The sequence below is a fragment of the Micromonospora yangpuensis genome, from assembly GCF_900091615.1.
Lineage (GTDB): Bacteria > Actinomycetota > Actinomycetes > Mycobacteriales > Micromonosporaceae > Micromonospora > Micromonospora yangpuensis.
Genome location: NZ_FMIA01000002.1, coordinates 4,608,417 through 4,621,423, shown reverse-complemented (window position 1 = coordinate 4,621,423; position 13,007 = coordinate 4,608,417). Strand labels below are relative to the sequence as shown.

The following is a 13,007-nucleotide window of genomic DNA, read 5'->3' as shown; positions in this document are numbered from 1 at the left end:
CCCGTCGGGGTGTCACCACACCGGCCGGGACTGGACATCGCGCTCCGATGTGGAGAGGATTTCGCAGCGCAGCACCGCCGGCCACGTCGGCGACCAGGGCCGGCCCGCGTGCCGTACAGAAGGAGTCTTCCGGTGTCCTCCTCCGCCGACCACGGCCGTCCCGAGCCCGACCCGTCGGACGCCCCGGCGCCCGACGGGCGGTCCGTGGCCGACCGGGGTGAGACCGTCTGCGTGATCGGCGCCGGGGCCAGCGGCCTGGTGGCCGTGAAGAACCTGCGCGAGCACGGCTTCGGCGTGGACTGCTACGAGCGGGAGACCTCCGTCGGCGGCGCCTGGAACTGGCGGCACGACCGCAGCCCGGTCTACGCCAGCACCCACCTGATCTCGTCGCGGCCGTTCACCCAGTTCCCCGACTTCCCGATGCCCGACGACTGGCCCGACTACCCGCACCACAGCCAGCTGCTGTCCTACTTCGAGCGGTACGCCGACCACTTCGACCTGCGGTCGCACGTCTGGTTCGGCACGGAGGTGGTCCGGGTCGAGCCGGCCGCCGGCCACCGCTGGGACGTCACCACCCGCAGCACCGGCGGGTACGGTCCGGAACGCACCTCCCGGTACGCCGCCGTGGTGGTCGCCAACGGCCACAACTGGTCGCCGAAGCTGCCCGACTACCCGGGGCTGGAGGAGTTCCGGGGCGAGATCATGCACGCCTCGTCCTACAAGGACCCGACCCAGCTGCGCGGCAAGCGGGTGCTGGTGGTGGGCGCCGGCAACACCGGCTGCGACATCGCGGTGGAGGCCGCCCAGCAGGCCTCGGCCTGCTGGCACTCCAGCCGACGCGGCTACTGGTACGCCCCGAAGTACGTCCTGGGTCGCCCCGCCGACCAGGTGAACGACCTGTTGCTGGCGTGGCGCGTACCGCTGGCGGTGCGGCAGTGGCTCTACCACCGGCTGCTGCGGCTGACCGTCGGCGACCTGACCCGCTTCGGCCTGCCGAAGCCGGACCACCGGGTCTACGAGACCCATCCGATCGCCAACAGCCAACTGGTGTACTACGCCGGGCACGGCGCGCTGCGACCGGTGCCGGACGTGGCCCGCTTCCACGGCGGCTCGGTGGAGCTGACCGACGGCCGCCGGATCGAGCCGGAACTGGTCGTCTTCGCCACCGGGTACCTGCCCCGGTTCGAGTTCCTCGACCCCGCGGTGCTCGGCGACACCGACGGCTCGGGTCGGCCCCGGCTCTGGCTGAACGCCTTCGCCGCCGGCCACCCGACGCTGGCGGTGGCCGGTCTGGTGCAACCGGACTCCGGCATCTTCGCCCTGTCGCACTGGCAGACGGTGCTCTTCGCCCGGCTGTTGCGTAGCCGCGTGGAGCGTCCGGAGCGGGCGGCGGCGTTCGCCGAGCGGGTGGCCGCCGGGGTGGGGCAGCGGTACTCCGGGCGGGTCAAGGAGAGCAGCCGGCACTGGTTCGAGGTGGCCCACGCCGACTACCTGCGCGCCGTCCAGCGCGCCCTGCACGAGTTGGAGGGCAAGTGAGCGTGAAGACCCCGCCGGTGCGGGTGCTGCGGGCCCGGGAGTGGTCCCGCCCGGTTCCGGCGGCCCGCCGGGAGGTGCTCAGCGCCCTGCCCGAGCTGGACGAGGGGCGTCCACCACTGCTGTTCGTGCCGGGCTTCGGCCACGGTGCCTGGGCGTTCGCCGAGCACTGGCTGGGGCACGCGGCGGCGCGCGGTTTCCCGGCGTACGCGCTGAGTCTGCGCGGGCACGGCGAGAGCGCGCCGGCACCGGAGGCGACGCTGCGGGCGTACGCGCACGACGTGACCCAGGTGGCGGCGGGCCTGCCGCGCCAGGCGGTGCTGGTGGGCCACGGCGCCGGGGCCCTGGTGGTGACCCGCGCGTTGGCCCGCTACCCGGCGCGGGCCGCGGTGCTGGTCGCGCCGGTGCTCGGCGGCTGGGCGACGCTCGGCGCGGCGCTGCGGCACCACCCGGCCGGCACCCTGCCGGCGGTCTTCGGCGGCCGGCTGCGGCTCAACCGCCAGCAGCTGTTCGGCCGGGAGCTGCCCGACGCCCAGGCCCGCCGGTACCTGTCCCGGCTGGGGCGGGCCAGCCGTCGGGCCCAGTGGCAGCTGCTGGCGCACCGGGAGTCGGAGCCGGCGGTGGGCGACCCGCCCACGCTGGTGCTGGGCAGCCCGGACGACCGGGTGGTCCCGCCGGCCGCGTTGAACCGGGCGGCCCAGCGTTACGGCGCCGCGCCGCTGCTCTTTCCCGGCATGGGGCACGACCTGATGTTGGACACCCGCTGGCAGGAGCCGATCGACGCGATCCTGGACTGGCTGGCCAGGGCCTGACCGCCTGGCGGAGGCCAGCCGGCCAAGGCCTGACCGCCTGGCGGAGGCCAGCCGGCCAAGGCCTGACCGCCGGCTGCGACCCCGGGCGGGTCAGTGGGTGGCGGGCAGGCGGTCGACAAGCGAGCCGGTCTCGTCCAGGGCGCTGAGGTAGGACCGGGCCCAGGCGGTGATGTCGTGCCGGTGCAGGTGCTCGCGCATCGCCCGCATCCGGGTGGTGACGTCGGCCGGGTCGGCCTGCAACGCCGAGAGCAGGCCCTGTTTGAGCCCCTCCAGGTCGTGCGGGTTGACCAGGTACGCCTGGGACAGCTCGGTGGCGGCCCCGGCGAACTCGCTGAGCAGCAGCGCGCCGGTGTCGTCGACCCGGGCGGCGACGTACTCCTTGGCGACCAGGTTCATCCCGTCGCGCAGCGGAGTCACCGCCATCACGTCGGCGACCCGGTAGAGCGCGGCCAGCTCGGCCCGGTCGAAGGGCTGGGTGAGGTAGTGGATGGCGGGCTCGCCGACCCGGCCGAACTCGCCGTTGATCCGCCCCACCTCGCGTTCGACGCGTTCGCGCAGGATCTGGTACTGCCCGACCCGTTCCCGGCTGGGCACCGCCACCTGCACCAGGACCGTGTCGCGGACCTTGACGTGCCCACTGGCCAGCAGCTCGCTGTACGCGGTGAGGCGCTGCTCGATGCCCTTGGTGTAGTCCATCCGGTCGACGCTGAGGATGACCCGCTCGGGCTCGCCCAGGTCGCGGCGGAACCGCTCGGCCCGCTCGGCGACCTCCGCGCTGGCCGCCAGCGCCGACATCTCGGCGGTGTCGATGGAGACCGGGAACGCGCCGATGCGGACCACCCGGTCGTCGACGGCGATGCGCCGGTCGGTGGCGGCGACCCCGAGCACCTTGGTGGCCAGTTGGGCGAAGTTGTGCGCCGCCTGGGGTCGCTGGAACCCGACCAGGTCGGCACCGAGCATGCCGTGCAGCAGCTCCGCCCGACGGGGCAACTGCATGAACAGCTCCGGCGGCGGGAACGGCACGTGCAGGAAGTAGCCGATCCGCAGGTCGGGGCGGAGCGCGCGGAGCAGCCCGGGAACGAGTTGCAGGTGGTAGTCCTGCACCCAGACGATCGCGCCGGGCTCGGCCACCTCGGCGGTGGCCTCGGCGTACCGCTGGTTGACCCGCTGGTACGCCTCCCACCAGCGACGGTGGTGCTCGGGTTGCTCGACGGCGTCGTGGTAGAGCGGCCAGAGGGTGGCGTTGGCGAAACCCTCGTAGTGGTCGCGCAGGTCCTCCAGGCTCAGCGGCACGGTGTGCATGTGCACGCCGTCCACGTCGGGCAGGCTGGGTGCCGGGCCGCTGCCGCCGGCCCAGCCGACCCAGGTGGCGGGGGTGTTGCGCAGCAGCGGGTGCAGGGCGCTGACCAGACCGCCCGGGCTCCGGCGCCACTCGCAGGCCCCGTCGGGGGCCACACTGTCGTCGATGGGGAGGCGCATCGCCACCACGACCAGGGAACTCTGTCGCATATCGGGGCATTCCGATCTGCCGAGGGACCAGCCGCCACGAGGGGGGAGCAACCCGGCAGCCGGTGAGGGGAGTGACGGACAGCGGTATTCCTACTGACCGTAAGTTACACCACTGTTACCTCGGCCGGCCCGGCGGCCACCGTCCCGGGATGCGGTCGGGACGGACGGTGACCGGGTGGCCGGCGGCGGGGTGGCCGGGTCAGACGACCGCGCCGTCGTCCGGGTCGTCCTCGGCGTCACCGGGGCGCAGCCGCCAGATCAGGGTGACGAAGCCGGCCAGGATGCCGGTGAAGCCGAGCAGCGTGACCACCGACCGGTCCACCGGGAGCAGCCAGGGGAAGAGGAAGAGCACGAAACCCAGCACGATGGCCAGGACACCTACCGCGGCGTACTTCGACACCCGGGGCAGCGGCGGTGGCGGCGGGGGATGGTACCGGTCGTTGTCGTCGTCGGGCAGGTGGGCGCCGAAGGTGTCCAGCCCCTCCAACAGGGAGGGCTCGTCCGACCGGTCCCGGCCCAGGGAGATGCCGGAGATGTCGCCGGCGTACGGCAGCCGGCGCACGTCGGTGGCGGTCGGCGCGGCGGTGTCGTCCACGGTGGCCCGGGAGGGGCCGCCGGCCGGCTCGTCGTCGACGTCCTCCGCCGCCGGCCAGGGGCGCCGGTCGACGGTGGGGGTGTCGTGGTAGCCGGCGACGATGCGGGCCCACTCGGCGTCGATGTCGGGTTCGTCGTCGCGGGGACGCTCCGGGGTCGCCTCGTCGGCGAGCTGGGTGAGGTAGTCCCGGGCGGTCCTCAGGTGGGACCGGTCGACGTAGAGCCGGTCGACCGGTCGGGCCGGCACCGTGGTGGTCCGGGTGACCGGGTTCAGATCGGCCGAGGGCTGCAGGTAGGCGGCGATCCCGCCGGCGGCCAGCACGTCGAGCAGGTGCTCACCGACCCGAGGGTCCACGTCGCCGGCGACCGCGTACTCACTCGCGTCGAGCCCGTTGTCCCGCCGTCCCCGACGGGCCCCACCCGCTGACACCGGACATCCTCCTCGTCGCGCGCCCGTGGCACGCCGTTTCGAACCCCTCGGCGTCGCGCCGCCCGCCGTGCCTTGAATCGTGACACGTCCACACCCTGTTCCGGGAGTGCGTTGGGCCGCGTCTTGCAAAGTCAGCGCCCCTGTCGCAGGTGGCGGCCAGGGCCCAATGTCGGTTTTCGCGTATCGGCTGCAACGGGGGCATCGGCGGACGGCCCCGTCCCACCCGCCACCGGCCCGGCGGCGGGCAGCGGTCGATCATCGACCGGGAGCGGTCAGCGATCGCTCATGCCGGCGCGCCGACGTAGCGCGGCCACGTCGGTGACCACGATCCGCCGGCCCTCGGTACGCAACCAGCCCCGGCTGGCGAACGAGCCGATGGCCTGGTTGACGCTCTGCCGGGAACCGCCGGCCATCTCCGCGAGCTGGCTCTGGTTCAGCTCGATGGTGATCATCGGGGCCTGGCTCTCCCCGGCCAGCCGGACCAGGGTCTTGGCCACCCGACCGGGCAGGTCGAGGAAGACGTGGTCGGCGTTCTGCTCGGTCAGCCGGCGGATCAGCCCGCCGAGCGAGCGCATCACCGCGTCGAGGATGCGCGGGTTGGAGTGGACCAGCTCCATGAAGGCACCCCGGGACAGCGCCAACGCGGCGCAGTCCTCGATCGCCTCGGCGGACGCCGAGCGGGTGGAGGCGTCCAGGAGCGACACCTCACCCAGCACGTCCGGCGGCCGGACCACCGACAGCACCGCGCGTTCCCCGGTCGGCGCGGTGCGGAACACCGCGACCGCTCCCCGCCGCAGCACGATCAGCGACTCGCCCGGGTCGTTCTCCACGAACAGCAGCTGGCCCTTGCGGTACGTGCGGGGCACGGCCGCCGCGATCACCCGCTGGCGGACCTCCGGCTCCAGGCCGGCGAACATGTCGACGCCCGTGAGCGCGTCACCCGGCTCCGGCAGGCGCATCTCCACGTCGGCGAACCCTTCCCGGTTGAAGACCATTCGCAGCCGGGTGAACCTGACAGCCCCCGCTGCGAGGCGATCTGAACCGGTTCGGCGTCCGGTAGCGGTACACATCAGATCATGACGCCCCGGTCGCTTGCTGTACACCCCTCAAATCACTTGCGTGACAGTCCCGACCTGCCTCGCGACCTGCGCGGCCGCCCGCCGGGCCGGGGGTCTGACCGACCGTCGGGCCGCGGGCTGACCGTCCGGCCGGGTGCCGCCGCCCGACCGGCGGACGCCGTCGGTGGGCCGGCCGGCCCCCGATGTCGGCCCCGGTGGCCCGGTGGACGAGGATGACCGGGATGGTCTACCGCTACTTCTACGACTGCGAGTTCATCGAGGACGGCCGGATCGTCGACCTGGTGTCGATAGGCGTCGTCGACGAGTACGGCCGCGAGTTCTACGCGGTCTCCACCGAGTTCGACGACTCCCGGGCCGTGCCCTGGGTACGCCGCAACGTGCTCGACAAGTTGCCCTCCCCGGCCGACCGGGCCTGGCGCTCCCGGGAGCGGATCCGCGACGAGCTGTACGACTTCCTCGTCGAGCCGGTCCGCAGCCGCCCTGGCGAGCAGTTGGAGCTCTGGGCCTGGTACGCCGCGTACGACCACGTGGTGCTGGCACAGCTCTGGGGGGCCATGCCGGCGTTGCCCCGGGAGCTGCCCCGGTTCACCAAGGACCTGCGCCAGCTCTGGGACGACCGGGGCCGGCCGAGTCTGCCGGAGGCCGCCTCGGCCCGGCACGACGCCCTGGTCGACGCCCGGCACAACCTGGCCCGTTGGCAGGCGATGACCGCGCGGTGAACCGCCCGGGTCGGCGCCACCGGAAAGGCGGTGCCGCGCAGGTTTGACCGGTTCTGTCCGGGGCACCGGTTCGACTTCCGCCGCCGCACGCGAGGGGGTAACCAGCCATGAGTCAGCAGCCGACCAGCACCGCCGACGCCCGCCGTCGGGTCACCGAGCTGATCCGCGAGGCCCGGATCTGCATGTTGACCACCACCGGGGTGGACGGTCACCTGGTCAGCCGGCCGATGGGCCTGCAGGAGGCCGAGTTCGACGGGAACCTGTGGTTCTTCGCCGCCACCGACTCCGCCAAGATCCGCCAGCTCCGGGTGAATCCGGAGGTCAACGTGGCCTTCTCCGATCCCCGGAACCACTGCTGGGTGTCGCTGTCCGGCACCGCCACCGAGGCGTACGACCGGCAGCGGGCCGAGCAGCTGTGGAACCCGATGCTCAAGGCGTGGTTCCCCGACGGGCTGGACACCCCGGGCCTGACGTTGATCAAGGTGCACCCCAGCTCCGCCGAGTACTGGGACGCGCCCGGCAGCACGATGGTCAACCTGTTCGACATCGCCCGGGCGGCGGTGACCGGCCGGGGGCCGAAGGCGGGCGAGCACGAGTCGGTGAGCTACTGAAGCCGGCCGGTGGTCCCGGGGCGCGCTGTCGGCGGATCGGCACGGCGACTACAGTTCGCAGTGACGGCCCGCCCCGGGCCGGCAACGACGCCGATGGTCTGACCTGACCCAACATCCTGGGGTGAATTCGGGCTTAACCTGATGCTTCAGGAGGATGAGCAGATCATGCGTATCGGCGTGCTCACCGGCGGCGGCGACTGCCCAGGTCTCAACGCGGTCATCCGCGCGGTTGTCCGCAAGGGTGTCGCTACCTACGGTCACGAGTTCGTGGGCTTCCGGGACGGGTGGAAGGGCCCGCTGGAGGGCCTGTCCAAGCCGCTGGGCATCGCCGAGGTGCGCGGCATCCTGCCGCGCGGCGGCACCATCCTCGGCTCGTCCCGGACCAACCCCTTCAAGATCGATAACGGCGTCGAGCGGATCGAGGAGAACCTCGCCGCGCAGGGCGTGGACGCCCTGATCGCGATCGGCGGTGAGGACACCCTCGGCGTCGCCACCAAGCTGCACGAGCTGGGTGTCAACGTGATCGGCGTGCCGAAGACGATCGACAACGACCTCGGCGCCACCGACTACACCTTCGGCTTCGACACCGCGGTCAACATCGCGATGGAGGCCATCGACCGGCTGCACACCACCGCCGAGAGCCACCACCGGACCCTGGTCGTCGAGGTGATGGGCCGGCACGCCGGCTGGATCGCCCTGCACGCCGGCCTGGCCGGTGGCGCCAACGTGATCCTGCTGCCCGAGCGGAAGTTCGACGTCGAGCAGGTCGCCGGCTACGTCAACAAGCGGTTCGACCACCAGTACGCCCCGATCGTCGTGGTCGCCGAGGGCGCCCAGCCGTTGGACGGCCAGATGGTCCTGCACAACCAGGAGCTCGACGCCTTCGGTCACGTCCGCCTCGGCGGCATCGGCCAGTGGCTCGCCGAGCAGCTGGAGTCCAAGACCGGCAAGGAGGCCCGCACCGTCGTGCTCGGCCACATCCAGCGCGGCGGCACCCCCACCGCGTTCGACCGGGTGCTCGCCACCCGGCTGGGCCTGCAGGCCATCGACGCGGCCAACGAGGGCGACTGGGGCAAGATGGTCGCCATGCAGAGCACCGACATCGTCCGGGTGCCGCTGGCCGACGCCACGGCCGAGCTGAAGACCGTGCCGCTGGAGCGGTACGCCGAGGCCGAGGTCTTCTTCGGCAGCTGATCGTCACCTCGGCGCGCGGCGGACCTTCCCGGGTCCGCCGCGCGCCGCCGGCATGAGAGGGGTACGGCCGATGGCGAAGACGGTGCACACCGTCGCGGTGGTCGGGGCGGGCAAGATCGGCGAGCTGGTGCTCTCCGGGCTGCTGCGCTCGGGCTGGCCGGTGGACCGGCTGCTGGCCACCGCCCGGCGGCCCAGCCGCGCCGAGGACCTCACCGCCCGCTACGGCGTCCGGGTGGTCGACAACCTCACCGCCGTCGCCGAGGCGGAGGTGCTCGCCGTCGCGGTCAAGCCCCAGGACGCCGCCGCCCTGCTCGACGACATCGGCCCGAAGGTCCCCGCCGACAAGCTGGTGATCTCCCTCTGCGCCGGCCTGCCCACCACGTTCTTCGCCCGCCGACTGCCCGAGGGCACCCCGGTGGTACGGGTGATGACCAACACCCCGGCCCTGGTGGACCAGGCGATGACCGCCATCTCGGCGGGTGCCCACGCCACCGGCGAGCACCTGGCCCTCGCCGAGGAGATGTTCAGCCCGCTGGGCGCGACCGTACGGGTGCCCGAGTCGCAGCAGGACGCGGTGACCGCCCTCTCCGGCTCCGGCCCGGCGTACTTCTACCTCCTCGTCGAGGCGATGATCGACGCCGGCATCCTGCTCGGGCTGCCCCGGCAGGTGGCGCACGAGCTGATCGTGCAGACCGCGATCGGCTCCGCCGTCATGCTGCGCGACTCCGGCGAGCACCCGGTGAAGCTGCGCGAGGCGGTCACCTCGCCCGCCGGCACCACCATCTCCGCCATCCGCGAGCTGGAGAAGCACGGCGTACGCGCCGCCCTGCTGGCCGCCCTGGAGGCCGCCCGCGACCGGGCCCGCGAACTCGCCACCCAAGCCGACTGACCCCGCGCCCACTCGCGGCCCCGGATGGCGCTCGATCAGGGAAACCGTGGTCTGCGCCGGCCACGACGCCACTGTTTCCCTGAACGAGCGGGAATGCGGGAGCGTTCGGTCAGTCGCGGTCCGCGGTTTCCAGCGGCCACTCCAGGCTCACCTGTCGGGCCTGGCCGGTGCGGTCGAAGTACGCCTGGAGGTCGCGGCCCTGCTCGGCGTGCCACCGGGCCTGGGTCTGGTGCAGCTCGGCCAGGGGCATCCGGGCGATCCGCTCGTGCCGGGCGGCGATCGACCGGGCCAGGCCGACCGCGGCCCGTGCGTCGCTGGCCGCCTCGTGCGCCGTGCCCGGCTCGACCTCGTAGTACGTGCAGAGGTCCCCGAGCTGCCGGCCACCGGACCAGTACCGTTCCACCTCGCGGTGCAGGACGGACGGGTCGACGACGACCGCCTGCTCCCAGCCGACCGGCGGCAGGCCGTGCCGGGCCAGCTCGGTGTGCAGGGCCGTCACGTCGTACCCTGCGCAGAAGGCGACCAGCGGGGTCGTGTCGGCGATCAGCTTCGCCACCGCCGTGCCCAGCTCGGCCAGCGCCTCCCGGGCCGGTCGACCCTGCGCCCGGACCAGGTCGTCGGTGATGCCGTGCACGGCCGTGGCGTCCGCCGGAATCGGCTCGCCGGGATCGACCAACCAGGTGCGCTGGGTACCGTCGGGGAAGGTCAGCGCCGCCGACACGATCCGGGTACGCATCGGCTCCCGCTGGGTGCCCTCCAGGTCGAAGCCGACCAACGGCAGGTCGTGCCAGCCGGCATGGTCACCCCGGGGCGGTGCGGTCCGCGCCGGTGCACACCCCGGATGGTACGAGCCCCAGTCGTCACCGACCCTGATCCGTCGGCCCGCTCCGGCCTCGACCCAGCTGTCGCACGCGCCGCAGCGCCCACCGTACTTGTTGATCACGTTCTACCGACTCCCGAGTGAGGACCGGGTACGAAGGCGTGTCCGCCTCACGTACCTAGAGACCGGATCATGGTGTCCGATCTGGATCCCGGTCAAACGGGCCGGCCAACTCCGGCGGTGACCCGGGTGGACCGTCGGTAGTGGTCGCCCGCGTCTGGTCGGTGCCGCATACTGGCCCGGTGTTCACTCTCGCCCAGGCGCGTCATCTGGTCTCCACGCTGCGTCCCCGCATCGACGAGCTGATCCGGATCCGCGCCGACCTGACCGAACTGCGCGTCGACCTGGCCGCCTCGGGAGTCTCCGTGTTGGGTGGCCGGGCCGAGGTCAAGGGGCTGGAGGCGCAGCTGCACGCGGTGCTGGAGGAGCTGAACGCCCACGACATCGAGGTCAAGGGGATCGCCCCGGTGCTGCTCGACTTCCCCGGTGAACGCGACGGCCGGCCGGTGCTCTGGTGCTGGCTGGAGGGCGACTCCGACGTGCGCTGGTACCACCGCGCCGACTGCGGCTTCGCCGGCCGCCGCCCGACCTGACGTCCGATGAAGTCCTGGGCCCGTGCCCGCCGTCAGGTCGGCTGCTGAGGCCGTCGAGCTGAGCCGTTGACTACATCAACTCGACAGGTAGCTTGTAACTGCACCGAGACCAGTTGCATGGCTATGCGGCCGGTGATGATGCCTTGAGAACGGGGATAGCGTCGATCTTCTTGGCGCTGAGACTGTTCCAGTAGATGCCGGTCGGGCGTTGCCGTCGCCGGCACTCGATCACCTCGTTCGGCGTGACGATCAGATCGAGGCCGAAGTCGTGTGACGACTCGGGGAGCGGGCCATCGACGATCTGCAGCGGATGGACCGTCGTCGCGAGGATGGTGGATGGGCCGACCAATCCGGCCTCGGTGAGCAGGGCGACCTCGATGTCCGAGTAGCCCGCCCCCTTCCCGATCCGTACGCCGTCCCGGTTGACCGCGACGCTGCCACAGACCACCAGGTCCACCGGCCGCATCTCGCTGATGCCGACCTTCGGCGCATGGTTGGCCGCACCGCTGCCAGTCGCGATGTCGGCGGGCTCTGCGGTCAGGTTGGCGGGATCGAGCAAATAGAAGGGCCGGATGTCGGCGATCTTCGGAACCGCCATGTACAGGAGCTTGCCGTCGGCAAGAGCCCGTAGCCTCACCGGTAGTTGAGCTCTGTCCGGGTTGGTCTTGATGACGCTGGCGCTACGCCATGCGTCTTGTTGCGCAAGCCGCTCGGCGGCCAGCTCAGCTCCGGCGAAGTCGGGGATGCGTCCGTGAGCGCCGGGGGGAACTGCCTGGCCAGTCTGGTCCAGGCTGGACCAGACGACTTCGCGCACCTTGCGTTTGGTCTTCTCGATGTCCACGTGACCTCCTCAGGACGACATCAGGGCGAGCGTCCGATCCATGATTTCCTGGACGTCCGGCCGGTCTCGCCATGGTCGTAGCTCTCGGCCAGCGGCGGACAGGACGTTGACCGCCCCGCCGCCGCGAGTTTCCTCGATGGCGTCGATTACCTGGTGTAGCGTCTCGGTCGCGCCGTCCAGGTCGCGCTGCCGAAGACGAGCCAACGCGAGATTACCGAGGACGATAGCGTGCGACTTCCGTCGCTCCTGAATGCTGGCGGGAACGCCTTCAAGGAGAGACTGAGCCCGCTTGGGTTCGCCGAGGAGGAGGTAACAGGATCCTGCCAGTCGGTTGAGTTGTCCGGCTGAGGCGAACGGGCCGGACCGGCCATCACCATCCATGCGGCCCAAGTGGCCTTCGGCTTGGCCGAGTGCTCGTTCGCACGACGAGCGTTCGCCCATCATCGCGTTGGCCTCACCGACATGCAGCAGGGCCACGGCGGACAAGGTGTGGTCACCGCAGTGAGAGGCGAGGTGGGCGGCTTCAGCTGCTTGAATGAGTCCATTCTTCGGATCGCCCTCGCTGTAGAGCGCTATGAAACTCCGGCGAAGTCTTGCCTGGGCCTCGGCCCCGGCATCGGCGTTCAACGTCGCGGCATGTGCCGCTTGGGCGTAATAGGTCAGCGCGGCTTGGGCGTTCCTCCGCTGTGACGCGTCCCAGACGAGTTGACCCATAAGGATGGAGGCTGCCGCTTCGACGTCGCGTAGGGCGCGGCGGACAGCCTCTCCGGAAGCGTGCAAGCGCAACAGGCTCACCTCGCCGAGCAGGCGGCTCGCATCCGGCAGGATCGCGACGGAAGGGCTGGCATCGTAGCTGGCGGTCAGCCGGGCAAGTATCTGTCGCAGATGCGCGACAGCGGCGAGATCGACTGTCCGAGGATTTTTCAACACGGCGGACAGTCGACCGCCACGTGGTGTTTGCGCAGCGCCAACGTCAGCGAGAAAGCTACTAAGTTCGTTCGGCGACACGCCCAGCGCATCGGCGAGCCGTGGCCGGACCCATGGTTGGGGCTCCGACTCGGCTCGTTCCCACCGAACAACAGTGGTGCGGTCGACGCCGAGCTTTTCCGCGAGGCTTTCCTGCGTGTGGCCGACCGTCTTCCGTCGCTGGGCCAAGCGGTGTCGCCTCAGGGCCATTGCGGCACCTTCCATAGCGGAATGTAGCTGAGCGGTACTACACAGTTACTCCTTTGATGGTCGTGATGCAACAACTTTGCACAGGTCTCGCCATGTTGCTGACCTGGGACGCACTCGTCAGCGCCGGAAGGGTGGACGCATGGCCCG

13 protein-coding genes are annotated in these 13,007 nt (G+C 71.5%); 7 read left to right on the top strand and 6 right to left on the bottom strand.

From position 1 onward, the window contains the following. Positions 1 to 132: 132 nt before the first annotated feature. Together GA0070617_RS20795 and GA0070617_RS20790 are read left to right on the top strand one after the other, a co-directional pair. Complete coding sequence (locus GA0070617_RS20795) at positions 133 to 1,536, top strand: flavin-containing monooxygenase (protein ID WP_091441257.1); 1,404 nt, start codon at positions 133 to 135, stop codon at positions 1,534 to 1,536. 2 nt (positions 1,537 to 1,538) lie between these two features. Continuing rightward, entirely contained in the window at positions 1,539 to 2,345 is an 807-nt protein-coding gene (locus GA0070617_RS20790; RefSeq protein ID WP_229688245.1) for an alpha/beta hydrolase, read from the top strand. Between the two features lie 90 nt (positions 2,346 to 2,435). On the opposite strand, the gene GA0070617_RS20785 is transcribed toward GA0070617_RS20790, so the two are convergent. The 3 genes from GA0070617_RS20785 to GA0070617_RS20775 form a co-directional block, all read right to left on the bottom strand. Then, positions 2,436 to 3,854, bottom strand: a complete 1,419-nt coding sequence (locus GA0070617_RS20785) for an alpha,alpha-trehalose-phosphate synthase (UDP-forming) (RefSeq protein ID WP_091441254.1) — start codon at positions 3,852 to 3,854, stop codon at positions 2,436 to 2,438. 199 nt (positions 3,855 to 4,053) lie between these two features. After that, on the bottom strand, positions 4,054 to 4,878 hold the full coding sequence (locus GA0070617_RS20780; protein WP_091441252.1) for a DUF308 domain-containing protein: 825 nt from the start codon (positions 4,876 to 4,878) through the stop codon (positions 4,054 to 4,056). 272 nt (positions 4,879 to 5,150) lie between these two features. Next, a complete protein-coding gene (locus GA0070617_RS20775) occupies positions 5,151 to 5,843 on the bottom strand; it encodes a Crp/Fnr family transcriptional regulator (protein ID WP_091446848.1) in 693 nt (230 codons plus the stop codon). 335 nt (positions 5,844 to 6,178) lie between these two features. On the opposite strand from GA0070617_RS20775, the gene GA0070617_RS20770 reads away from it, so the two are divergent. From GA0070617_RS20770 to proC, 4 genes are all read left to right on the top strand, one after another. Then, complete coding sequence (locus GA0070617_RS20770) at positions 6,179 to 6,676, top strand: polyadenylate-specific 3'-exoribonuclease AS (RefSeq protein ID WP_091446845.1); 498 nt, start codon at positions 6,179 to 6,181, stop codon at positions 6,674 to 6,676. Between the two features lie 107 nt (positions 6,677 to 6,783). Further along, on the top strand, positions 6,784 to 7,287 hold the full coding sequence (locus GA0070617_RS20765) for a pyridoxamine 5'-phosphate oxidase family protein (protein ID WP_091441249.1): 504 nt from the start codon (positions 6,784 to 6,786) through the stop codon (positions 7,285 to 7,287). A 165-nt stretch (positions 7,288 to 7,452) separates the two neighbouring features. Then, positions 7,453 to 8,481, top strand: coding sequence for a 6-phosphofructokinase (locus tag GA0070617_RS20760; protein WP_091446842.1), 1,029 nt, complete (start codon positions 7,453 to 7,455; stop codon positions 8,479 to 8,481). Between the two features lie 70 nt (positions 8,482 to 8,551). Then, positions 8,552 to 9,370, top strand: a complete 819-nt coding sequence (gene proC / locus GA0070617_RS20755; RefSeq protein WP_091441246.1) for a pyrroline-5-carboxylate reductase — start codon at positions 8,552 to 8,554, stop codon at positions 9,368 to 9,370. A 109-nt stretch (positions 9,371 to 9,479) separates the two neighbouring features. On the opposite strand, the gene GA0070617_RS20750 is transcribed toward proC, so the two are convergent. Next, positions 9,480 to 10,313 carry an exonuclease domain-containing protein gene (locus GA0070617_RS20750; RefSeq protein ID WP_091441242.1) on the bottom strand — a complete coding sequence of 278 codons (834 nt, stop codon included), beginning with the start codon at positions 10,311 to 10,313 and terminating at the stop codon, positions 9,480 to 9,482. A gap of 179 nt (positions 10,314 to 10,492) precedes the next feature. Here GA0070617_RS20750 and GA0070617_RS20745 point away from each other — a divergent pair, with 179 nt between their 5' ends. Further along, positions 10,493 to 10,843 carry a DUF2203 domain-containing protein gene (locus GA0070617_RS20745; protein ID WP_091441239.1) on the top strand — a complete coding sequence of 117 codons (351 nt, stop codon included), beginning with the start codon at positions 10,493 to 10,495 and terminating at the stop codon, positions 10,841 to 10,843. A gap of 121 nt (positions 10,844 to 10,964) precedes the next feature. Here the strand turns inward: GA0070617_RS20745 and GA0070617_RS20740 are convergent, their stop codons facing one another. Both GA0070617_RS20740 and GA0070617_RS20735 read right to left on the bottom strand, forming a co-directional pair. Then, positions 10,965 to 11,684, bottom strand: coding sequence for a 5-formyltetrahydrofolate cyclo-ligase (locus GA0070617_RS20740; RefSeq protein ID WP_091441236.1), 720 nt, complete (start codon positions 11,682 to 11,684; stop codon positions 10,965 to 10,967). Between the two features lie 9 nt (positions 11,685 to 11,693). Next, complete coding sequence (locus tag GA0070617_RS20735) at positions 11,694 to 12,860, bottom strand: helix-turn-helix domain-containing protein (RefSeq protein WP_091441234.1); 1,167 nt, start codon at positions 12,858 to 12,860, stop codon at positions 11,694 to 11,696. Positions 12,861 to 13,007: the final 147 nt, after the last annotated feature.